The 21,312-nt window shown below is 71.7% G+C and carries 21 protein-coding genes; 12 read left to right on the top strand and 9 right to left on the bottom strand.

Annotation, left to right across the window (positions count from 1 at the left end; genetic code table 11):
- The first annotated feature begins 222 nt into the window (after positions 1-222).
- Genes argC through OHS82_RS33960 form a run of 5 tightly spaced genes read left to right on the top strand, consistent with a single transcriptional unit; the run spans position 223 to position 5,050 of the window.
- Entirely contained in the window at positions 223-1,251 is a 1,029-nt protein-coding gene (gene argC / locus OHS82_RS33940) for an N-acetyl-gamma-glutamyl-phosphate reductase (protein WP_057580419.1), read from the top strand.
- Positions 1,248-2,399 carry a bifunctional glutamate N-acetyltransferase/amino-acid acetyltransferase ArgJ gene (gene argJ / locus OHS82_RS33945; protein ID WP_328435160.1) on the top strand — a complete coding sequence of 384 codons (1,152 nt, stop codon included), beginning with the start codon at positions 1,248-1,250 and terminating at the stop codon, positions 2,397-2,399. Before argC ends, argJ begins: the two co-directional genes overlap by 4 nt.
- Complete coding sequence (gene argB / locus OHS82_RS33950; RefSeq protein WP_057580417.1) at positions 2,396-3,301, top strand: acetylglutamate kinase; 906 nt, start codon at positions 2,396-2,398, stop codon at positions 3,299-3,301. The genes argJ and argB overlap by 4 nt, the downstream gene beginning before the upstream one ends.
- Entirely contained in the window at positions 3,298-4,497 is a 1,200-nt protein-coding gene (locus OHS82_RS33955; RefSeq protein ID WP_079041354.1) for an acetylornithine transaminase, read from the top strand. The genes argB and OHS82_RS33955 overlap by 4 nt, the downstream gene beginning before the upstream one ends.
- Positions 4,498-4,504: 7 nt before the next feature.
- Positions 4,505-5,050 (top strand): arginine repressor, encoded by a 546-nt coding sequence (locus OHS82_RS33960; RefSeq protein WP_057580416.1) that lies wholly within the window; start codon positions 4,505-4,507, stop codon positions 5,048-5,050.
- Positions 5,051-5,250: 200 nt separating this feature from the next.
- Here OHS82_RS33960 and OHS82_RS33965 read toward each other — a convergent pair whose 3' ends face one another.
- The 6 genes from OHS82_RS33965 to OHS82_RS33990 form a co-directional block, all read right to left on the bottom strand.
- Entirely contained in the window at positions 5,251-6,051 is an 801-nt protein-coding gene (locus OHS82_RS33965; RefSeq protein ID WP_242433203.1) for an FAD:protein FMN transferase, read from the bottom strand.
- The gene (locus OHS82_RS33970) at positions 6,044-7,162 is read right to left on the bottom strand and encodes an FMN-binding protein (RefSeq protein ID WP_328435161.1); all 1,119 of its coding nucleotides are present in this window, start codon (positions 7,160-7,162) and stop codon (positions 6,044-6,046) included. Before OHS82_RS33970 ends, OHS82_RS33965 begins: the two co-directional genes overlap by 8 nt.
- A 56-nt stretch (positions 7,163-7,218) precedes the next feature.
- On the bottom strand, positions 7,219-8,601 hold the full coding sequence (locus OHS82_RS33975; protein WP_057580415.1) for a ferredoxin reductase family protein: 1,383 nt from the start codon (positions 8,599-8,601) through the stop codon (positions 7,219-7,221).
- Between the two features lie 143 nt (positions 8,602-8,744).
- Complete coding sequence (locus OHS82_RS33980; protein ID WP_057580414.1) at positions 8,745-9,482, bottom strand: L,D-transpeptidase family protein; 738 nt, start codon at positions 9,480-9,482, stop codon at positions 8,745-8,747.
- Positions 9,483-9,539: 57 nt separating this feature from the next.
- A complete protein-coding gene (locus OHS82_RS33985) occupies positions 9,540-10,148 on the bottom strand; it encodes a pyridoxamine 5'-phosphate oxidase family protein (RefSeq protein WP_057580413.1) in 609 nt (202 codons plus the stop codon).
- Between the two features lie 132 nt (positions 10,149-10,280).
- Entirely contained in the window at positions 10,281-11,183 is a 903-nt protein-coding gene (locus OHS82_RS33990) for a hypothetical protein (RefSeq protein ID WP_328435162.1), read from the bottom strand.
- A 211-nt stretch (positions 11,184-11,394) separates the two neighbouring features.
- On the opposite strand from OHS82_RS33990, the gene argH reads away from it, so the two are divergent.
- The 4 genes from argH to OHS82_RS34010 all read left to right on the top strand — a co-directional run bounded on the left by argH (position 11,395) and on the right by OHS82_RS34010 (position 16,396).
- Positions 11,395-12,822 carry an argininosuccinate lyase gene (gene argH, locus OHS82_RS33995; RefSeq protein WP_057580411.1) on the top strand — a complete coding sequence of 476 codons (1,428 nt, stop codon included), beginning with the start codon at positions 11,395-11,397 and terminating at the stop codon, positions 12,820-12,822.
- Between the two features lie 189 nt (positions 12,823-13,011).
- Entirely contained in the window at positions 13,012-13,983 is a 972-nt protein-coding gene (locus OHS82_RS34000) for an aldo/keto reductase (RefSeq protein WP_057580410.1), read from the top strand.
- 97 nt (positions 13,984-14,080) lie between these two features.
- Positions 14,081-14,623 (top strand): TetR/AcrR family transcriptional regulator, encoded by a 543-nt coding sequence (locus OHS82_RS34005; RefSeq protein ID WP_057580409.1) that lies wholly within the window; start codon positions 14,081-14,083, stop codon positions 14,621-14,623.
- A gap of 249 nt (positions 14,624-14,872) precedes the next feature.
- Complete coding sequence (locus tag OHS82_RS34010) at positions 14,873-16,396, top strand: MFS transporter (RefSeq protein WP_057580408.1); 1,524 nt, start codon at positions 14,873-14,875, stop codon at positions 16,394-16,396.
- A gap of 159 nt (positions 16,397-16,555) precedes the next feature.
- On the opposite strand, the gene OHS82_RS34015 is transcribed toward OHS82_RS34010, so the two are convergent.
- Positions 16,556-17,227, bottom strand: coding sequence for a lysophospholipid acyltransferase family protein (locus OHS82_RS34015; protein ID WP_057580407.1), 672 nt, complete (start codon positions 17,225-17,227; stop codon positions 16,556-16,558).
- A 576-nt stretch (positions 17,228-17,803) separates the two neighbouring features.
- Between OHS82_RS34015 and OHS82_RS34020 the strand changes: the two genes are divergently transcribed.
- From OHS82_RS34020 to OHS82_RS34030, 3 genes are all read left to right on the top strand, one after another.
- Positions 17,804-18,979: a glycerophosphodiester phosphodiesterase gene (locus OHS82_RS34020; RefSeq protein WP_057580406.1), complete on the top strand. Its 1,176-nt coding sequence runs from the start codon at positions 17,804-17,806 to the stop codon at positions 18,977-18,979.
- A 67-nt stretch (positions 18,980-19,046) separates the two neighbouring features.
- On the top strand, positions 19,047-19,553 hold the full coding sequence (locus OHS82_RS34025; RefSeq protein WP_057580405.1) for an RNA polymerase sigma factor: 507 nt from the start codon (positions 19,047-19,049) through the stop codon (positions 19,551-19,553).
- A gap of 45 nt (positions 19,554-19,598) precedes the next feature.
- The gene (locus OHS82_RS34030; protein WP_057580404.1) at positions 19,599-20,096 is read left to right on the top strand and encodes a GNAT family N-acetyltransferase; all 498 of its coding nucleotides are present in this window, start codon (positions 19,599-19,601) and stop codon (positions 20,094-20,096) included.
- On the opposite strand, the gene OHS82_RS34035 is transcribed toward OHS82_RS34030, so the two are convergent.
- Positions 20,086-20,502, bottom strand: a complete 417-nt coding sequence (locus tag OHS82_RS34035; RefSeq protein ID WP_057580403.1) for a hypothetical protein — start codon at positions 20,500-20,502, stop codon at positions 20,086-20,088. The genes OHS82_RS34030 and OHS82_RS34035 overlap by 11 nt on opposite strands.
- 1 nt (position 20,503) lies before the next feature.
- Positions 20,504-20,863, bottom strand: a complete 360-nt coding sequence (locus OHS82_RS34040; protein WP_057580402.1) for a hypothetical protein — start codon at positions 20,861-20,863, stop codon at positions 20,504-20,506.
- Positions 20,864-21,312 lie beyond the last annotated feature (449 nt).

The raw sequence follows: 21,312 nt of genomic DNA on the forward strand, positions 1-21,312 counted from the left end.
CGCCGGACGTCACGGGCCCCTCAGGCGCCCCCGCGCCGGAACCGGGCCCGCCCGCAGCCGTGCCCCCGGCCGGGTCCGTGCCGGTCGTCGGCGTCATGGCGATCTCCGGGCCGAGGTTAGACGGGGCGGTGCAGCGGGCAAAGATCGCTCCGGGCCGGCCTCTGCATGGATTGCATAAACGTGCATCGAAACGTATAGTCATGCCATCCAGGAGGAGGAGTCATGGTGGTACGTGCGGCGGTGGCCGGAGCGAGCGGGTACGCGGGCGGAGAGCTGCTGCGCCTGCTCCTCGCGCACCCCGGGGTCGAGATCGGCGCCCTGACCGGCCATTCCAACGCGGGGCAGAGGCTGGGCGGGCTCCAGCCGCACCTGTTGCCGCTGGCCGACCGCGTACTCCAGGAGACCACCCCGGAAGTCCTCGCCGGACATGACGTCGTCTTCCTCGCCCTCCCGCACGGCCAGTCCGCGGCCGTGGCCGAGCAGCTCGGCCCGGAGGTCCTCGTCGTCGACATGGGCGCCGACTTCCGGCTGAAGGACCCGGCCGACTGGGAACGGTTCTACGGCTCCGCGCACGCCGGGACCTGGCCCTACGGCCTCCCCGAACTGCCGGGCGGCCGCGCCGCGCTGGAGGGGTCCAAGCGCATCGCGGTCCCCGGCTGCTATCCGACGGCCGTCTCGCTCGCGCTCTTCCCGGCGTACGCGGCGGGCCTGACCGAGCCGGAGGCCGTGATCGTCGCCGCCTCCGGCACCTCCGGCGCCGGCAAGGCGCCCAAGACGCACCTGCTGGGCTCCGAGGTCATGGGGTCCATGTCGCCGTACGGCGTGGGCGGCGGCCACCGGCACACCCCGGAGATGATCCAGAACCTCAGCACCGCCGCGGGAGAGCCCGTCTCCGTCTCCTTCACGCCCACCCTCGTGCCGATGTCCCGCGGCATCCTCGCCACGTGCAGCGCCAAGGCGAAGCCCGGCGTCACCGCCGAGTCCGTACGCGCCGCCTACGCCAAGGCCTTCGCCGACGAGCCGTTCGTCCACCTCCTCCCCGAGGGGCAGTGGCCCGCGACGGCCTCCGTCTACGGCTCCAACGCCGTTCAGGTGCAGGTCGCGTACGACGAGGCCGTGGAGCGCGTCATCGTCGTCAGCGCCATCGACAACCTGACCAAGGGCACCGCCGGCGGCGCCCTGCAGAGCATGAACATCGCCCTCGGTCTCGACGAGACCACCGGGCTTTCCACGATCGGAGTCGCACCGTGAGCGTCACGGCAGCCAAGGGATTCACGGCGGCGGGCATCGCCGCCGGAATCAAGGAGAACGGCAACCCGGACCTGGCCCTCGTGGTCAACAACGGGCCCCGCCGCGCCGCCGCAGGCGTCTTCACCTCCAACCGCGTGAAGGCCGCGCCCGTGCTGTGGTCCGAGCAGGTCCTGAAGAGCGGCGAGGTGACCGCCGTCGTGCTGAACTCCGGTGGCGCCAACGCGTGTACGGGCCCCAAGGGCTTCCAGGACACGCACGCGACGGCCGAGAAGGCCGCCGAGGTGCTGGAGATCGGCGCGGGCGAGGTCGCCGTCGCCTCCACCGGCCTCATCGGCGTCCTGCTCCCGATGGACAAGCTGCTGCCGGGGATCGAGACCGCCGCCGGTCAGCTCTCCGAGCACGGCGGCGAGAAGGCCGCCATCGCCATCAAGACGACGGACACCGTCCACAAGACGTCCGTGGTCCAGGGCGACGGCTGGACCGTCGGCGGCATGGCCAAGGGGGCCGGGATGCTCGCCCCCGGCCTCGCCACCATGCTGGTCGTCCTCACCACCGACGCCGACCTCGACAGCGGGACCCTGGACAAGGCGCTGCGCGACGCCACCCGGGTCACCTTCGACCGCGTCGACTCCGACGGCTGCATGTCGACCAACGACACCGTGCTGCTGCTGGCCTCCGGCGCCTCCGGCGTCACTCCGTCGTACGAGGAGTTCGCCGCGGCCGTACGCACCGTGTGCGACGACCTCGGCCAGCAGCTCATCCGCGACGCCGAGGGCGCCAGCAAGGACATCAAGGTCGAGGTCGTGGGCGCCGCCAGCGAGGACGACGCGGTCGAGGTGGGCCGCTCGATCGCCCGCAACAACCTCCTCAAGTGCGCCGTCCACGGCGAGGACCCCAACTGGGGCCGGGTGCTCTCCGCGATCGGCACCACCTCCGCCGTCTTCGAGCCGGACCGGCTCAACGTCGCCATCAACGGCGTCTGGGTCTGCAGGAACGGCGGCGTCGGCGAGGACCGCGACCGGGTCGACATGCGCTACCGCGAGGTGCACATCGTCGCCGACCTGGCCGCCGGCTCGGAGTCGGCCGTCATCTGGACCAACGACCTGACCGCCGACTACGTCCACGAGAACAGCGCGTACTCCTCATGAGCAACACGACCCGCAAACACACCGCGCTCCCCAAGGCGCAGATCCTCATCGAGGCGCTGCCCTGGCTGGTCCGCCACAACGGCAAGACGGTCGTCATCAAGTTCGGCGGCAACGCCATGATCGACGACGACCTGAAGGCCGCCTTCGCGCAGGACGTCGTCTTCCTGCACCACGCCGGCATCAGGCCGGTCGTCGTGCACGGCGGCGGCCCGCAGATCAGCGCCGCCCTCGACCGGCACGGCATCGTCAGCGAGTTCAAGGCCGGTCTGCGCGTCACCACCGAAGAGGCCATGGACGTCGTACGGATGGTGCTCGCGGGGCAGGTCCAGCGCGAGCTGGTCGGCCTGCTCAACCAGCACGGTCCGCTCGCCGTCGGACTGACCGGCGAGGACGCGCACACCATCACCGCCACCAAGCACCAGCCGCAGATCGACGGTGAGTCGGTCGACATCGGGCGGGTCGGCGAGATCACCGCGATCGACACGGGCGCCATCGAGGCACTGCTCGCCGACGGCCGCATCCCGGTCGTCTCGTCGATCGCCAGGAGCCAGGACGACGGACATGTCTACAACGTCAATGCTGATACGGCGGCTGCGGCACTCGCTGCTGCTCTGGGCGCCGAAACCCTCATGGTCCTCACGGACGTCGAGGGTCTCTACGAGGACTGGCCCAACAGCGACGAGGTGATCAGCCGCCTCACCGCCTCACAACTGGAGAAGCTGCTGCCGGAGTTGAGCTCCGGCATGGTCCCGAAGATGGAGGGCTGCCTGCACGCCGTGCGAGGCGGCGTCACCACCGCCCGGGTCATCGACGGGCGCGTCCAGCACTCGATCCTGCTGGAGATCTTCACCGACGAAGGGATCGGCACGATGGTCGTGCCGGACGGACAGGGGGAGCCGTGAGCGACGCCAACCAGGAACTCACCGCGCGGTGGCAGAGCGCGTTCATGAACAACTACGGCACCCCGCTGCTGCCCCTGGCGCGAGGCGAGGGCAGCCGGGTCTGGGACGCCGACGGCAAGGAGTACCTGGACTTCGTCGGCGGCATCGCGGTCAACGCCCTCGGTCACGCCCACCCGGCCGTCGTCGAGGCGGTGAGCCGGCAGATCGGCTCCCTCGGTCACATCTCCAACTTCTTCATGGCCGAGCCGACCGTCGCGCTCGCCGAACGGCTGCTGCGGCACTTCGGCCGGGACGGCAGGGTCTTCTTCTGCAACTCGGGCGCCGAGGCGAACGAGGCCGCCTTCAAGATCGGCCGGCTGACCGGGCGGACCCGTGTCGTCGCCACCGAGGGCGCGTTCCACGGCCGGACCATGGGCGCCCTCGCGCTCACCGGCCAGCAGGGCAAGCGGGAACCTTTCCTGCCGCTGCCCGGCGACGTCACCCACGTGCCGTTCGGCGACGCCCAGGCGCTGGCCGCCGCCGTCACCGAGGAGACGGCGCTCGTCGTCCTCGAGCCGATCCAGGGTGAGCTGGGCGTCGTCGTACCGCCCGCCGGGTATCTGAAGGCCGCCCGCGCGATCACCGCCGCGACCGGCGCGCTGCTGGTCCTCGACGAGGTGCAGACCGGCGTCGGCCGGACCGGGCAGTGGTTCGAGTACCAGGCCCACGAGGGCGTCCTGCCGGACGTCGTCACGCTGGCGAAGGGCCTCGGCGGCGGACTGCCGCTGGGCGCCACCGTCGCCTTCGGGCGGGCGGCGGAACTGCTGCAGCCGGGCCAGCACGGGACCACCTTCGGCGGCAACCCGGTCGCCTGCGCCGCCGGCCTCGCCGTCCTCGAGACGATCGAGAACGAGGGGTTGCTGGAGAACGTCAAGCGGCAGAGCGAGAGGTTGCGGGACGGAATCGAGGCCGTCGGCCACCCGTTGATCGATTATGTCCGGGGAGCCGGCCTCCTCCTGGGTATCGTGCTCACCGAGCCCCTCGCACCCCAGGTGCGCCAGGCGGCTCAGGAGGCCGGGTTCCTGGTGAACGTGCCCGCCCCCGACGTCATCCGACTGATGCCGCCGCTGAACCTCGGCGACGACGAGGTGGAGACGTTCCTCGGGGCGCTGCCCGGCATCCTCGACGCAGTGAACGGGGACCGATCCGGAGAATGAGACGACGATGAGTCAGGCGCAGGACCATGAGCACCCGGGGGCCAACGGGCCCGCCGTGCCGCAGACCCGCACCGCGCGTCACCGCCGGATCGTGGACATCCTCAACCGGCAGGCGGTGCGCTCGCAGAGCCAGCTGGCGAAGCTGCTGTCGGACGACGGGCTGAGCGTCACCCAGGCGACGCTCTCCCGGGACCTCGACGAGCTGAACGCGGTGAAGATCCGCAACACCGACGGCGACCTGATCTACGCGGTGCCCAGCGAGGGGGGATTCCGCACGCCCCGGGCGCCGCTCGGGGAGTCTGCGAAGGAGGAGCGGATGCGGCGGCTGTCGCAGGAGCTGCTGATCTCCGCGGAGGCGTCCGCCAACCTCGTGGTCCTGCGGACCCCTCCGGGGGCCGCGCAGTTCCTCGCCTCGGCGATCGACCAGGCCGAGCTGCACGACATCCTGGGGACCATCGCCGGCGACGACACGCTGCTGCTGATCAGCAGGGAGGCCACCGGAGGGCAGGCGCTGGCCGACCATCTCCTGCGGTTGGCGCAGAACGGCCACTGACGGCTGCCGCCGCGGGGGCCGGTTCTGTGTGCCGGGTGGGGGTCGGTTCGCGCAGTTCCCCGCGCCCTTCGCGCAGTTCCCCGCGCCCCTGGGGGGTCGGCCTGCGTGGGCGGGTGCGGGTCGGCCGGGGTTTGTCGCGCAGTTCCCCGCGCCCCTGGGGGTCGGTCTTGGGGGCAGGGGTCCGCGTTTCGGGGTTTGGGTCAGCCCAGGCGGGATGCCAAGCCGCCCGTGCAGCGGACCTCGTCGCCTGCCGTGATGAGTAAGGCCTCGACGTCCGGGAGGGACTCCAGCCAGACAAGTGCCTCCCGCGAGCCCATCGCGAAGGCCGCGGTGGCCCAGCAGTCCGCCCAGGTCAGCCGGGGTGTCACCACCGTCACGGCGACCAGGTCGGTCACCGCGGAGCGGCCCGTGCGCGGGTCCACGATGTGGGCGCCGCGCTCCGACGTCCCGGAGGTCGCCACCGCCAGCTCGTCCGCGCCCGCCGCCGAGACCACCGCCGCGAGCCCGCCGGGACGCAGCGGGTCGGAGACGCCGACCCGCCACGGCCGCTCGGAGCCGGGGACGCCGAGCAGCTGCACGTCTCCGCCGCCGTTGACGCTCACCCCGCTCACGCCCGCCGCCGCGATCAGCCGGGCCGCGCGCTCGGCGGCCCAGCCCTTCACGATGCCCGTCGGGTCGAGGCGGCCCTGGTAGCGCATGCTGAACCAGCCGTCGCTCGTCCGCTCCGCCTCGGCGCCCAGCTCCAGTACCTCGGCCACCTCGGGGTCGCACTCCTCGAGCGTCAGCTCGCCGCGCGCCAGCCGGGAGACCTGGCTGTCCTCGCGGTAGGTGCTGAACACCTCGTTCACCCGGTGCAGCGAGGCGATCGCCTCGTCCAGCGCCGCCCGCACCGCATCGGCGTCGCCGCCGCGGACGTCGAACGAGAAGACGGTCCCCATGACCTCTTCCGCGTGTCGCACCACCGCCGGGGCCGCCGCCGACTCGGCCACCGTGTCAGACACCGGCCTTGTCCAGTGCGGACTGCAGGGACTTCTTGTAGCCCTCGCTGGTGTAGGTGGCGCCGGAGACGGAGTCGATGTCGGCGCTGCCGGCGGCGACGGCCTCCTGGTTGAGCTTGGGGACGGAGAGCTGGGTCTTCTGGTCGCTGGTGCCGCCCTTGGGCGCCTGTACGGCCTCGGCCTTGGTGATCTTGCCGGCGGCCACCGTGATGCGGACCTGCACCGGCCCGTACTGCGTCTGCTCGACGCTGCCGGTGACGGTCTTGGCCTGCGCGGCGCCGGCGGAGCCCGAGGAACCCGCGGACGAGCCGGACGCGGAACCGCCCGCGTTCCCGGAGCCCGACGGCGATCCCTTGCCCGCCTTCGCCTTGTCCAGTGCGGACTGCAGGGACTTCTTGTAGCCCTCGCTGGTGTAGGTGGCGCCGGAGACGGAGTCGATGTCGGCGCTGCCGGCGGCGACGGCCTCCTGGTTGAGCTTGGGGACGGAGAGCTGGGTCTTCTGGTCGCTGGTGCCGCCCTTGGGCGCCTGTACGGCCTCGGCCTTGGTGATCTTGCCGCCGGCCACCGTGATGCGGACCTGCACGGCTCCGTACTGGGTCTGTGCGGCGTCCCCGGTGAACGTGCCGGCGGCCTGCGCGCTCCCGGAGCCCTGGGAGGCCCCGGCGCTCGCGTTCGCCTTGTCGATCGCGGACTGCAGCGACTTCTTGTAGCCCTCGCTGGTGTAGGTGGCGCCGGACACCGTGTCGATGTTCGCGCTCTGCCGGGCGACCACCGCGGCGTTCAGCTTGGGGACGGCCAGCTCGGTCTTCTGGGTGCTGGTGCCGCCCTTGGGGGCCTGAACGGCCTCCGCCTTGGTGATCTTGTTCTCGACGACGGTGATACGGACCTGCACGGCCCCGTACTGGGTCTGCGCCGCGTCACCGGTCATCGTTCCCGACACGACCGCGCCCGCGCCGCCCTGGGCGGCCTCCTGCGCCGCAGCGCCGGCGCCCGCCCCGGCCGCCTGCGCGGCGCCCGGGTCGGACGACGGTTTCAGCGACAGCAGCAGCACGACCCCGGACACGGTGGCGGCGGTGGCCAGCACGACCCGCCGAAGCGGGTGACTCTTCCTCATCGCTTCCTGAGCTCCTGATTCCCTTTGGTGGCGAGGTTCCCGTGCGTACGGGTCGCTCACATCTCGAACGACTCGTGGTGGATGCGGCGGGCGGGAACCCCGGCGCCGCGCAGTGCCTCGTACACGCCCTGGGCGAAGCCGTTCGGCCCGCACATGAAGACGTCGTGGCTGTCGATGTCGGGGATCTTCCGCTGCAGGGACTCCGCCGAGATGTCGGGGCGCTCCCCGTCGGGGCTGTTGACGGCGTACATCAGCCGTGCCCCGCGCTCGTCGGCGATCTTCGCCAGCTCGTCCCACAGGGCGAGGTCCTGCGTGCTGTTGGCCCGGTACAGCAGGGTGATGTCGCCGGCCGCGCCCGGCAGCGTCTCGAACAGCGCCCGCATCGGCGTGATGCCGACTCCGCCGGCCACCAGCAGCACCTTGCCGCGGCTGCGCCGGGACGCCGTCATCGCGCCGTAGGGGCCCTCGGCCCACACCTTCGTGCCCGGGGTCAGCTCGCGCAGCGCCGCGCTGTGGTCGCCGATCGCCTTGACGGTGATCCGCAGAAGCTCCGGGCGGGGCGCCGCGGACAGCGAGTAGGGGTGGGAGCTCATGCGCATCCCCGGCGCCATGAACCGCCAGCGGAAGAACTGACCGGCCTCCGCGCCCATACGGTGCAGCTTGCGTCCGCCGATGAGCACCGACACGATGCCCGGCGTCTCCTCGATGACCGCCTCGACGTACAGGCGGTGGCGCAGGTTCAGCCGCACGGGGGTGATGATTCGGTACCAGACGACGAGCGCGGTGACCGAGCCGTACAGCGCGTACCAGGCGGTCTTCGCGGTCGGTTCGACGGCGAAGTCGTTGCCGGTGGTGATCTGGTGCCAGAACGTGAAGAACACGGCCGCGTACGTCATCAGGTGGATGTGGTACCAGGTGTCGTACGGCATCTTGCGCCGCACCGGGCCGATGGACACCACGCCGATGAGCAGCAGCAGACCGGTGCCGATGGCGGCCTTGCCCATGTCGGGCAGCTGGTTCACCGAGTCGACGGTCTGCGAGACGATGTCGCCGAGCGACTTCCCGGCCTGCAGCGCGTATCCCCACATGATGAGGAACACGTGCGCGAACGTCAGGCAGAGCGTGTACCGGCCGCTCATCGCGTGCCAGCGGGCCACCCGGTCCGAGCCCACCCGGCGCTCCAGCGCCGGCACCCGGGCCATCTGCAGCACGACGAGCGCCATCAGGTACCCGGCGAGCAGGCCGGTGATCCGCCCCGCGTTGAGGATCTTGCTGTTGTCGTCCGCGATGTTGGGCGTGTTGTTCCACCAGAGCCACAGCACGCCCGCGGCTCCCGCCCAGACGGCGATCAACAGCGGCACGGCCGGGGAGCGGCGCGGACGGATGCGGCGCATCGTCTGGCGGCGGGCGGCACGGCCGCCGGCGATCGTCGTGGTCACTGTTCCTCCGTGGGTGCGGACCCTTGGCCCTCAGATACGGGCCACGGGCGCGCAGCGTTCAGTCTCGGCGAGAGTCCGCGTGGAGGGCCGCCGACGGACGTGACCCCCGGTAACCGGTGCTGGAGGGGGGAGCTCCGCCCGGCTCAGTACCGCGTGATCGCCGTCCGTCCGCTCGCCGTGCCGATCGCGATGTGCGGCCGCTTCTCCGGCCGGGCCCACGCGAGCAGCCGTCGCATCGCCCCGGCCGGCACCGACACGCACCCCGCCGTCGCACCGCGCCCGTCCACGTGCAGAAAGATCCCCGCGCCGCGATTGCGCACCGGCTTGCGGTAGTTGAAGCCGATGACCAGGGCGTGCGCGTACTGCGCGCGGTAGCCGACCAGGTGCTCGGACTCGCCGGCCCGGCAGTCGGCCGGCCGTGGCTCGGTCCACCGGTTGTAGGCGCGGGAGGCGTTGTCCTGGCACCACCAGGAGTCCTCGCGGACCGGACGGTACGGGTACGACGTCCCGCGGGGCGGCGGCTGGAGGCCGAAGGCGAAGGGGAGGTCGTACAGGCCCGTCGGCGTCGTGTTCGTGCCCTGCCGGCGTGCGGCGCCCTCGACGAGTCCCTTCGCGCCGAACCGGGCGGGAGCGGAACCGGACCGCACCCATCGCCCGTTCCGCAGGTCCCACCAGGAGACGACGCCCGTGGTGGAGCCGGTTCTCGACGCCAGGGCGGTGATCAGCTGGGCGCCGGGGCCCGGGTCCGCCAGCAGGGCGGGCAGGGGCGCGTCACGCGGCGCCGGCGCCCCTGGGGGCGGGACCGCCCCGGAGCCGGGGGCCGCGCCGAGCGCGAACAGGGAGGCGACGACGAGGCCGGCGGCGGCGACACGAGGAGACATGCGACGACGCTAAGGGCGCGCGTCGTCGCCGGCAGTCCGGGACGGTCCGACCGTGCGTCAGACCGGCGGCCGCGGCGGCGGAGTCCGCAACGGCGGGAGCGGCAGCGGCAGACCGGGCAGTCCGTCGAGGCTCGTGGCGATGTGGTCCTTCTTCGCGAAGTACGCGTCGAGCGAGACGTCGTCCTCCCGGGCGAAGCGTCTGCCGTGCAGCTCGCGGTCCTCGTCGTAGGTCATGAAGGGCACCGCGTATCCGCAGGTGTCCCGGACGAGTTCGGCGTGCACCACGATGATCGCGCGCAGTCCGTGCGCGCTCGGGTCGATGTCCGGGAAGCGGTCCACGAGCTCGCCGAAGCGTGGGTCGTCACGGAAGACCGGCTCGCCCCGGCCATGCACCCGCACGATGTTCGGAGGCCCTTGGAAGGCGCACCACATCAGGGTGATCCGGCCGTTCTCCCGCAGGTGCGCGACGGTCTCGGCGTTGGAGCCGGCGAAGTCGAGGTAGGCCACGGTGTGCTCGTCGAGCACGGCGAACGAGCCCTTGAGGCCCTTGGGGGAGAGGTTGACCGTGCCGTCGCCGGACAGGGGCGCGGTCGCGGTGAAGAAGAGGGGCTGCTCCTCGATGAACGAACGGAGCCTTCCGTCTATGCGCTCGTGAGTCTTTCCCATGGTCGGAAGTATCCGGGAAAGTACTTCGCGCGTCTAAGGAAATACGGGATCTCCCCGGTTCGACGCGCGTGCGCGCGCCGCGGCGGCCGCCCCGATCGGTACTGTCCCGGGGCGGCCGCCGCACCTGTCAGCTCACTTGTTCAGCTTGCAGGCGGCGAGGACGTTCAGACCCTGCGGCTTGGTGCCCTGACGGCCGATCGAGATGGCGATGCGGTCGATCGTGGACTCGCGCTTGCCCTGCAGCGGGCCGAGGATCGCGTTCTGCACGAAGTTGGGGCCGCCCTGGCCGACGGTGTTCTGGAGGCGGGTGTTGGCCTCGTTGATCTGCGTCTGGAGGAGGGCGAGGTTGCGGTCGACCTCGGCCTTGGCGGTGGCGGGGATCGCGGGCAGCTGCGAGGCCACGTCCGGGCAGCTGATCGTGCCGACGCCGTTGGCGTTACCCGCGTTACCCGTGTTTCCGGCGTTACCCGCGTTTCCGTTGTTGCCCGCGTTTCCCTTGTTCCCGGCGTTCGCGTTGTTCCCGGCGTTCGCGTTGTTTCCGTTGTTGCCCGCGTTGCCGGCCGCGCCGCCGTTGTTCGCCGCGCCGCCCGCGTTCAGCGCGCAGCCGGCGAGGGCGTTCAGGCCCTGCGGCTTGGTGCCCTTGCGGCCGATGGAGATGGCGATGCGGTCGATCGTCGAGACGCGCTTGTCCTTCAGCGGGCCGAGGATCGCGTTCTGCACGAAGTTGGGGCCGCCCTGGCCGACGGTGTTCTGGAGGCGGGTGTTGGCCTCGTTGATCTGCGTCTGGAGGAGGGCGAGGTTGCGGTCGACCTCGGCCTTGGCGGTGGCGGGGATCGCGGGCAGCTGCGAGGCCACGTCCGGGCAGGTGATCGTGCCGGGACCGGCGGCCAGCGTCTGGGCGTTGGTCGCAGCGCCCTTGGACGACTCCCCGGCGAGCGCGGAGTTCACGACCACCGCACCGGTCAGGGCCAGAGCGGCGGCCGCGCCGATGACGACCACACGACGCTTGTTGTACTTCGGAAGAGCCCTGGACATGCGGTGCCTCACTTGGGTCAGGAGTGGGTTTGTTTGACGCGGCCGGCGTTCAGCGGTGAGTACGGGCAAGCGGTTGCCGTTGTTCAAGGCATCTTCAAAAAGTCTTCGCAACTCGCCCGGGCCGACGCTCCGGCCACGCCGGATTGACGAATCATGCAGAGCTCTGCATAATCATGCAGGTCGGAGAATGCAGCGGTGAGGAGCAACGCAAGTGAGCAGCAACAGCGGTGACGTACGGCTCTGGGGCGGTCGTTTCGCCGACGGTCCCGCCGAGGCCCTGGCGAAGCTTTCCGCGTCCGTCCACTTCGACTGGCGGCTCGCTCCCTACGACATCGCCGGTTCCCGCGCCCACGCGCGCGTGCTGCACAAGGCCGGCCTGCTCACCGAGGACGAGCTGACCCGGATGATCGCGGGCCTCGGCGAGCTCGAGGCGGACGTCGCCGACGGCTCCTTCGTGGGCACGATCGCCGACGAGGACGTCCACACCGCTCTGGAGCGCGGGCTCCTGGAGCGCGTCGGCCCCGACCTCGGGGGCAAACTGCGTGCCGGCCGCTCCCGCAACGACCAGATCGCCACCCTCTTCCGGATGTACCTGCGCGACCACGCCCGGATCGTCGGCGGGCTGATCGCCGATCTCCAGGACGCCCTGGTCGGCCTGGCGGAGGCCCACCCCGACGTGGCCATGCCGGGCCGCACCCACCTCCAGCACGCCCAGCCGGTGCTCTTCGCCCATCACGTCCTCGCCCATGTGCAGTCCCTCTCCCGGGACGCCGAGCGGCTGCGTCAGTGGGACGAGCGCACGGCCGTCTCGCCGTACGGCTCGGGCGCCCTGGCGGGCTCCTCCCTCGGCCTGGACCCGGAGGCCGTGGCCGAGGACCTCGGTTTCGAGAACGGCAGCGTCGGCAACTCCATCGACGGCACCGCCTCCCGGGACTTCGTCGCGGAGTTCGCCTTCATCACCGCGATGATCGGCGTGAACCTCTCCCGGATCGCGGAGGAGATCATCATCTGGAACACGAAGGAGTTCTCCTTCGTGACGCTGCACGACGCCTTCTCCACGGGCTCCTCGATCATGCCGCAGAAGAAGAACCCGGACATCGCGGAGCTGGCGCGCGGCAAGTCCGGCCGTCTGATCGGCAACCTGACCGGGCTGATGGCGACCCTCAAGGCCCTCCCGCTCGCCTACAACCGCGACCTGCAGGAGGACAAGGAGCCGGTCTTCGACTCCTGTGACCAGCTCGAGGTGCTGCTGCCTGCCTTCACCGGCATGATCGCCACCCTGACCGTGCACCGTGAGCGCATGGAGGAACTGGCCCCGGCCGGCTTCTCGCTCGCCACCGACATCGCCGAGTGGCTCGTCAAGCAGGGTGTGCCGTTCCGTGTCGCGCACGAGGTCGCCGGCGAGTGCGTCAAGGCGGCGGAGGCCGAGGGCAAGGAGCTGGACGAGCTGACGGACGACCAGTTCGCGAAGATCAGCGCCCATCTGACCCCTGAGGTCCGCTCGGTCCTGAACGTCCCGGGTGCGCTGGCCTCCCGCAACGGCCGGGGCGGCACGGCCCCGAGCGCGGTCGCGATCCAGCTGGCCGAGGTGAAGGCGAACGTGCGGGCACAGCACGACTGGGCCACCGCCAAGCAGTGACACCGGCGGGGCGCGGGGGCCGCGCCGGTCGTGGCGCACTCGCGCGGGCGGGAGCGTCCGCGAGGCGCCCCGCCCGCGCGGACGTTCCACACTCCCGCAACACCCCGCACACCCCGGACGCCGAAGGCAACGCCGTCGCGGGTTACGTTGGTCGTCAGCCGTACCGGAGCCGACCGAACGGAGCCCGCGATGCCCTTCGCCCGCCTCGCTTCAGCGACCACCCCCACCTGTCACATCGGCTTCGGACTCGCCGCCGTCGGCCGCCCCGGCTACATCGACCTCGGCCGTGACCGGGACCTCCCGCAGGACCGCAGCGTCGAGGCACTCCGCGCCCGGACGCACGAACTCCTGGACGCCGCCTACGCCCAGGGCGTCCGCTACTTCGACGCGGCCCGCTCCTACGGCCGCTCCGAGGAGTTCCTCGCGGGCTGGCTCGCCGCCCACCCCGAGGTCGACGACGCCGTCGTGGGCAGCAAATGGGGGTACACCTACACGGCCGACTGGTCGACGGACGCGCAGACGCACGAGGTCAAGGACCACGGCCTCGCCACCTACGAGCGTCAGCGCCGGGAGACGGACGGCCTGCTCGGCGACCGGCTCGACCTCTACCAGATCCACTCGGTGACCCCGGACAGCCCGGCCCTCACCGACAAGGAACTGCACGCGAAACTGGCGGAGGCCGCAGCGCGCGGCCGCACGGTCGGCTTCTCCACCAGCGGCCCCGCCCAGGCCGACGCCATCCGCGCCGCGCTCGCCGTGACGGTCGACGGCGAGCCCCTCTTCCGCACCGTCCAGTCGACCTACAACCTCCTGGAGACCTCGGCCGGCCCGGCCCTCGCCGAGGCCCGCGAAGCCGGACTCACGGTGATCGTGAAGGAGGGCATGGCCAACGGTCGTCTCGCCGGTCCGGCCGCACCCGACGCCCTCGCGTCGGTGGCGCAGGAGACGGGTCTCGGCTGTGACGCCGTCGCGCTCGCGGTGATCCTGCGCCGGCCCTGGGCCGGCGTCGTCCTCTCCGGCGCGGCGACCACCGCCCAGCTCGCGTCCAACCTGCACGCCGCGGCCGTCGACCTCGACGACGGCCTGCTGGAGCGGCTGGCCGGGCTGTCGGAGGACCCGCAGGCCTACTGGGAGCGGCGCAGCCGACTGCCCTGGCACTGAGCCCGCGACGTCCGGCGGATCCTCGCCCGACCACCCCGGGTGAACCGCACACGCCCAGATTGAGACAATGATGTCTCACATGGGTTACTCTTGTCTCATGGCTGTCGACCGTGACCACGTGCTGCGCAGTGCCGCGACCCTGCTGACCCGAAAGTCCACCGCGACGATGGACGAGGTCGCCAGGGCGGCCGGGATCAGCCGGGCCACGCTGCACCGTCACTTCGCCGGGCGCGACGCGCTCGTGCGCGCCCTGGAGTCCCTCGGCATCGCGGAGTGCGAGTCCGCTCTGGAGGCGGCCCGACCGGACGAGGGCCCGGCGCCCGACGCCGTACGCCGGCTGGTGCGGGAGATCGAACCGGCGGCCGCCCTGCTCGCCTTCCTCTACACCGAGAACCAGCTGTTCGAGGGCGAGCAGCAGAATCCGGGCTGGACCAGGATCGACGAGCGCATCGCGGCCCTGTTCCGGCGTGGCCAGGCCGACGGCGAGTTCCGCATCGACCTCACCCCCGCCTGGCTCACCGAGGCGCTATACGGCCTGCTGGCCTCCGGCGCCTGGGCGGTCTCCGAGGGCCGGGTCGCCGGCAAGGACTTCACCCACATGATCACCGAGCTGTTGCTCGGCGGCGCGCTGCGTCACTAGGGCCGGCGTCACCACCGCTCGGCGGCACGACGGCATCAGGGCCTGCTGCCCGGCGGCACGGCCGACCTGCGGCCCGCTGTTCGGCGCCTGCCGCCGGAGGGCTGCCGGCCACCGCCGGAGGTCTGCCTTCGACCGCCGAGTTCCGCCGTGGCGCGTCGGTTCGAGCAGCCCCGTCCCCGTCACCCGATCCCTCGACTCACCCGGCCGATCCGGCTCACCCAGCTCACCCAGCTCACGAACAGAGGAACCATGACCAGCACCCTGCAGCCGGCGACCACGACCGAGGCGGTGAGGCGCCCCGACCGTTGGCTGGCGCTCTCCGTCCTCGTGCTCGCCGTGCTGCTGGTGGCCGTCGACGCGACCGTCCTCGGTCTCGCGACCCCGTACATCAGCGAGGACCTCGAACCCTCCGGCGCCCAGCTGCTCTGGATAGGCGACGTCTACTCGTTCGTCATCGCCGGTCTGCTCGTCTCGATGGGCAGCCTCGGCGACCGCATCGGCCGCAAGCGGATCCTGCTGATCGGCGCCACCGCGTTCGGCCTGATATCCGTCCTCAACGCCTATGCGACGTCACCGGAGTCGATGATCGCGGCCCGCGCCCTGCTGGGCGTGGCCGGAGCGACCCTCATGCCGGCCACCCTCGCCCTGATCCGCAACCTCTTCCACGATCCGCGCGAGCGCAGCCTGGCCGTCGGCATCTGGGGCGCGACGGCCTCGGCGGGCACCGCGGTCGGTCCCATCGTGGGCGGATTCCTCCTCGAGCACTTCTGGTGGGGCTCGGTCTTCCTCATCAACCTGCCCGTCATGGTGGTGCTCGTGGTGGTCGGCGTGAAGACGCTGCCCGAGTCCAGGAACCCCGACCACGGCCCCTGGGACCTGATCAGCGTGACGCTGTCGCTGGTCGGCGTGATCGCCGTCGTGTACGCCGTGAAGGAGGTCGCCGCTCACGGCCCGAGCGGGGAGACCCTCGCCTCGGCCGTGGTCGGCGCCGCGGCGCTGTACGGCTTCGTACGCCGTCAGTTCGCGCTCCCGGTGCCGCTGCTGGACATGCGGCTGTTCCGCAGCCGCGGTTTCAGCGGCGCGGTGCTGGCCGACCTGCTGACCGTGCTCGGCATGTCCGGCCTGGTGTTCTTCCTGTCCCAGTACCTGCAGTCGGTCCAGGGCAGGCGGCCCCTGGAGGCGGGGCTGGCCGAACTGCCGGCGGCCGTCGGCGCGGTGACGGCCGGACTCCTGGCGGGCCGTGTGGCGCGCCGCTTCTCGGTGCGTGCCGTGGTCTCCGGCGGTCTCGCGGCGATCGGCCTGGCCCTGGCCGCGCTGACGACGGTCACCGGGACCACCGGCTATCCCGTGCTGGGCGCGGCCCTGTTGGTGGTGGGCGTGGGCGCCGGGTTCTCCTTCACGGTGACCGCGGACGTCATCCTGGGATCGGTGCCGAAGAACCAGGCCGGCGCGGCCTCGGCCGTCTCCGAGACGGCGTACGAACTGGGCGCGGCGCTCGGCATCGCCCTGCTCGGCTCGATCGTGACCGGTGTCTACCGGGGCTTCGCGGCCCCGGCGGGCACGCCGCAGGAGGCGCACGAGTCGTTGGGCGGCGCGGTGGAGGCGGCGGGGCACCTGCCGCCGGCCGCGGGCGCGGAGATGCTGGCGTCGGCCCGCGAGGCCTTCGTCGACGGCCTGGCGGTGGCGTCCGGAGTGGGCGCCGCGGTCCTGCTGGCGGCGGCGGTGGCGGCGTGGTTCCTGCTCAGGGGACAGCGCCTGGAGACCGCCGGCTGAGGGAGGCGGCCCACGGGCGCGCGGAACGGCGCCCGCACGTCACGAGGCAGGCGGGTCCCGCAGTCCGAGGGGTGCTGCCGGCGCGGAGCGGTTCTCGGTGAGCAGGTCGGCGGGACACCGCGCTCCGGGCCGCGGCGCGCGCCCCCGCACCGGAGGCGCTTACGCCGCCTTGGCCTTGGTGGCGTACATGTCCACGTACTCCTGCCCCGACAGCCGCATGACCTCGGTCATCACGGAGTCGGTGACGGCGCGCAGCACATAGCGGTCCCGGTCCATCCCGTCGTACCGGGAGAACTCCATGGCCTCGCCGAAGCGGACCGTCACCCGGCCCGGACGGGGCATGCCCGCGCCGCCCGGCTGCAGCTTGTCCGTGCCGATCATCGCGAACGGCACGACGGGCGCACCCGTCATCAGCGTCAGCCGGGCGATGCCGGTACGGCCCCGGTAGAGACGGCCGTCGGGGGACCGTGTGCCCTCGGGGTAGATCCCGAAGACCTTGCCCTCCTCGAGGATCCGGCGTCCGGTCATCAGCGCGGCGACGCCGCCGCGGCCGCCGTCCCGGTCCACCGGGATCATGCCGACCCCGGTGAAGAACCAGGCCATCAGCCGGCCCTTGAGGCTCTTGCCCGTGACGTACTCGTCCTTGCCGATGAAGAGGACCTGTCGGTCGCACACCAGCGGCAGGATCATCGAGTCGATGAAGGTGAGGTGATTGCCCGCCAGGATCACGGGGCCGTCGCCCGGGATGTGCTCCGCGCCCTCGACCCGGGGGCGGAACATCAGGCGCATGACCGGTCCGAGCACTGCCTTGATGAGCGCGAAGCGCGACAACGAGCCCTCCGATGTCAAGGGAAAAGGGTATGAGTCTGTGCAGGTGAGGACGATACTCGCGGGCCGGGGGCCGACGCACATCGGGTCACCCAGGTCTTACGCACTGTTGACGTTTGTTTACCTGTACGGCCGCACGGCCGCCCGCCCGTAGCCCGCCCGTCATCCGGACGGAACGAGGTGGGTCACCCCGGACACGGGAGGCTCCGAGGCTCGCCGCAGCCTTCGCCGGGCTGTGCAGGGACCGGGCCGCGCGACGACCGGCCCGCGCGACGCTCCCGGGGCGGGTGCGTCCGGCGTGTCGTCTCGCCGCCCGGGCGAGGCCCGGCTCCGGCCTCGACCGCCGCGCGCCCGGCTCGGACCGGGTTCCCCGGCCGGCCGCACCGAATCCCCCGCGTCCGACGACCCGTCACCTCGACGTACCGCACGGACCGCGTCCGTCGTAGGCGAGCTCACGCACCCGGCGTACACCAGGTGCCGTCCGACGTCCTCCGCGTGTTGGGGCCGAGGTCTCCCGGAGGTCATGTCCACGCCCCTACCATCGGCCCGCACGGACGAGCCGACGGCTGGAGGCCCCGCATGGGAACGCAGGACACGCAGGAGTCGAACGAGCAGGCGCGCGCGGGCACCGGGCGACGGGCGCTCCTCGGCGCGGCCGTGCTCGGCGCCGGAGGCGTGCTCGGTCTGTCCGGCACGGCGACGGCTGCCGAGGCCCGCCACGGGGGAGGCGGCCTCAAGAGTCTTCCCGTGCCCACGGTCATCGGTCATCGCGGCGCCAGCGGCTACCGCCCCGAGCACACCTTCGGCTCCTACCAGCTCGCCCTCGACCTGGGGGCCGACATCGTGGAGGCCGGCGACCTCGTCCCCACCCGGGACGGCCACCTCGTCTGCCGGCACGAGCCGGAGATCGGCGGCACGACGGACGTCGCCGCCCACTCCGAGTTCGCCGACCGCCGGACGACGAAGGTGCTCGACGGCGTCCCGACCACCGGTTGGTTCACCGAGGACTTCACGCTCGCCGAGCTGAAGAGACTGCGGGCGGTCGAGCGCATCCCGGCCAACCGCCCGCACAACACGCTCTACGACGGCCGCTGGGGGATCCCCACCTTCGAGGAGGTCCTCAAGTGGCAGGACGAGCAGACCCGTAAGCGCGGCAGGCAGGTCTGGATCTACCCCGAGACCAAGCACCCCACCTACTTCCGCAAGCAGGGCCTGGGCCTGGAGGAGCGGGTCGCCAAACTGCTGCACAAGTACGGCAAGGACAGGAAGAACTCCCCGGTCGTCCTGCAGTCGTTCGAGCCGACCAGCATCCAGCGCCTGAACAAGCTGGTCGACAACCCGCTCGTCGTGCTGTTGTCCACCGCCGCATCCCGCCCCTGGGACTTCGTCGAGACGGGCGACCCGCGCACCGTCGCCGACCTGATCACGCGGGCCGGACTGCGGGAGATCGCCGGGTACGCGCAGGGCATCGGCCCCACCCTCGACCTGGTCATCCCGAAGGACGCGGCCGGCAACCTCACCAGGCCGACCACCCTGGTGAAGGACGCCCACGCGGTCGGTCTGATCCTGCATCCGTACACCATGCGCAACGAGAACCCCTTCCTGCCCGCCGACTTCCGCAAGGGCTCGGACGCGGACGCCTACGGCGACTCCTTCGCAGCGTTCCGCACCTACTTCGCGACCGGTATCGACGGGGTCTTCACGGACAACCCGGACACCGGGGTGCTGGCCCGCGCGGACTTCGTCAACGGCTGAGTCCTCGTTGGGGTGACAGTCGGCCGCCCGGGCAACCGACCGCCCGGGCCGCCGCATCGTGTGGCACATGACCCCCGACTTGCTCGCCTCCCTGCACCCGCTGCTCAGCGCGGAGGCCTCCGCGGAAGCTCCTGCCGCCGGCGCCGAACCCGGTGACCTGGAGCAGGCCGTCTGGCTCCGTCTCCTCGAACGCCTCGCCGCCGACGGCCCGCCCCGAGATCCCGAGGGCTGGCTGCGCCGGGCCGTCCGGGCGGAGGTCCGCCGTACCCGCCGCACCACCCGGCGTGAACAGCCGTACGAGACCGAGCCCGCCGACGACGCGGAACGCGGTCCTGAACACCTGGCCCTGACCGCCGCCCGCCATCGCGCTCTGCGCGAGGCCGTGCACCGGCTGCCCGGTCGCTGCTCGCGTCTTCTGCAGGCCCTCCTCTCGCCCGAGGACCTCACCTACCGGGAGATCGCAGGGAAGTTGGGTATCTCACAGGGCAGTCTCGGACCGGAACGTTCCAGATGTCTCGGATGTCTTCGTCGTTTGCTCGCACCGGAGGTTGCGGCTCCCGAAGTGCGGGGATAGGAGTGAGGGACCACAGGCGATCAGGTGAGCGGGAGGCGTGCGCACATGGGCATGAGCGTGACCATCTCGGTGGCGACCGAGCAGGATGCCGAGCAGATCTTCAGACTGCAGTACCTGTGCTTCCAGAGCGAAGCCGCGCTGTACGGGAACTACCGCATCGCCCCGCTCGTCCAGAGCCTCGACTCCGTCCGGCAGGAGCTCGCCGCCGACTGCGTCTTCGTGGCCCGGCTGGGCGACGAGGTGGTCGGCTCGGTTCGCGGCACCCTCACCGAGGACGGCGCCGCCGCCATCGGCAAGCTCTGCGTCCACCCCCGCCTCCAGGGGCACGGCATCGGCGCGCGGCTGCTGCGCGCCGCCGAGTCGGCGCTGGGCGGCGAGCGCGGCGCCAAGAAGTTCCGCCTGTTCGCCGGCCACCGCAGCGAGGGCAACCTCCGCCTCTACCGCCGGGTCGGCTACGAGACGGTCGGCACCTCCCAGGGCACGGACGGCGTGCCGATGATCGTCCTGGAGAAGCAGGCCGGGGAGTACGCGGCTACGGCGTAGTCGTACGGGAGGTGCGCAGCCAGTACAGGGCCGACACCGGCAGCAGCACGGGGATGAAGACGTACCCCATCCCGTAGTCGGACCACACGGTCGCCTCGGGGAAGGCGGAGGGCTGGACCAGGGTCCAGGTCCCGACGATCAGCACGCCCGCGAGTTCGGCGGCGCAGCACAGCCGCGCCGCCCTGCGGGCCGTCTCGCCGCCCCGCACCAGCGAGTACGTGATGAAGCCGTACACCACGCCCGCCACCGCCGACAGCGTGTACGACAGCGGCGCCCGGTCGAAGTGCGCGGCGATCTCGTACGCCGACCGCGACACCGCGCCGACCACCATCACGCCGTAGAACCACACCAGCAGCATCCCGGGCCCGCTGATCAGCCGGTCCGGCTTCTCCTGCACCGCCGTCATCTCAGCCTCCCCAGATGTCGAAGAGCCGCACCTCGAGCACGGCGAGGACCACGCCGCCCGCGGCGACCGTCACCGAACCCCAGCGGGTCCGCTCGGCCAGCGACATGAACCCCGCCGTCGGCACGCACGCGAACGCGCCCAGCAGATACGCCACGAACAGCGTCGTGCCCTGCTCCGGCTTCTCGCCCCGCGCCAACTGGACGATCCCGATCACCAGCTGGACCGTCGCCAGCAACGAGACCACGGCCATCCCGATGAAGTGCCAGTCCTTGGTCGGCTGGTCGCGGTGGGCGGCCCAGCCGCACCAGGCGGCGAGCAGCAACGCGGCGACGCCGGTCGTCGCCGTCAGGGCATCAAGCATGCAGTGACCTTAATACGGCGTAACAGACACCCCGCGGTCGGCCCCGGGGACCCACGCGACCGGCGGCGCTGCCGTGGCGTCGGCCACAGCCTGCCGGTCCGCGACCGGGTCGCCGACCTCGTGGTCCGGGCACCCGTCCGCCTCGTAGGCGCTGGTCACCGGCGGGGGCGCGGGGATCTCCGGGCCGGGGCGAGGAACGCGGAAAGCCGTCCACGGCTGTCCAGAATGCGGACAGCGGTGTCTGGGTCAGGACCGTACGTCTGCTTTACTGATGCTCATGACCACTACGAGCTGCCGCACCCGTGCGACCGAGGCGACCCTGACGCCCGGTGCTCGTTGTATGTGTCGAATGTGCGCCTTCTAGAGGGCCCCCGCACCACCCCCGAGCTCGCGCCCCGAAGCGAGACGCCGTGGCAGGCCCGTACGCCGCATCTCCGCCGTACGTGACC

Source organism: Streptomyces sp. NBC_00425 (assembly GCF_036030735.1).
In the GTDB taxonomy this organism is placed as follows: domain Bacteria; phylum Actinomycetota; class Actinomycetes; order Streptomycetales; family Streptomycetaceae; genus Streptomyces.

Bases quoted from the DNA above. Each gene is read 5' to 3' on its own strand.
- argC (WP_057580419.1), top strand. From the start codon at position 223: ATGGTGGTACGTGCGGCGGTGGCCGGAGCGAGCGGGTACGCGGGCGGA.
- argB (WP_057580417.1), top strand. From the start codon at position 2,396: ATGAGCAACACGACCCGCAAACACACCGCGCTCCCCAAGGCGCAGATC.
- OHS82_RS33960 (WP_057580416.1), top strand. From the start codon at position 4,505: ATGAGTCAGGCGCAGGACCATGAGCACCCGGGGGCCAACGGGCCCGCC.
- OHS82_RS33970 (WP_328435161.1), bottom strand. From the start codon at position 7,162: ATGAGGAAGAGTCACCCGCTTCGGCGGGTCGTGCTGGCCACCGCCGCC.
- OHS82_RS33980 (WP_057580414.1), bottom strand. From the start codon at position 9,482: ATGTCTCCTCGTGTCGCCGCCGCCGGCCTCGTCGTCGCCTCCCTGTTC.
- OHS82_RS33985 (WP_057580413.1), bottom strand. From the start codon at position 10,148: ATGGGAAAGACTCACGAGCGCATAGACGGAAGGCTCCGTTCGTTCATC.
- OHS82_RS33990 (WP_328435162.1), bottom strand. From the start codon at position 11,183: ATGTCCAGGGCTCTTCCGAAGTACAACAAGCGTCGTGTGGTCGTCATC.
- OHS82_RS34000 (WP_057580410.1), top strand. From the start codon at position 13,012: ATGCCCTTCGCCCGCCTCGCTTCAGCGACCACCCCCACCTGTCACATC.
- OHS82_RS34005 (WP_057580409.1), top strand. From the start codon at position 14,081: ATGGCTGTCGACCGTGACCACGTGCTGCGCAGTGCCGCGACCCTGCTG.
- OHS82_RS34010 (WP_057580408.1), top strand. From the start codon at position 14,873: ATGACCAGCACCCTGCAGCCGGCGACCACGACCGAGGCGGTGAGGCGC.
- OHS82_RS34020 (WP_057580406.1), top strand. From the start codon at position 17,804: ATGGGAACGCAGGACACGCAGGAGTCGAACGAGCAGGCGCGCGCGGGC.
- OHS82_RS34025 (WP_057580405.1), top strand. From the start codon at position 19,047: ATGACCCCCGACTTGCTCGCCTCCCTGCACCCGCTGCTCAGCGCGGAG.
- OHS82_RS34030 (WP_057580404.1), top strand. From the start codon at position 19,599: ATGGGCATGAGCGTGACCATCTCGGTGGCGACCGAGCAGGATGCCGAG.
- OHS82_RS34035 (WP_057580403.1), bottom strand. From the start codon at position 20,502: ATGACGGCGGTGCAGGAGAAGCCGGACCGGCTGATCAGCGGGCCCGGG.
- OHS82_RS34040 (WP_057580402.1), bottom strand. From the start codon at position 20,863: ATGCTTGATGCCCTGACGGCGACGACCGGCGTCGCCGCGTTGCTGCTC.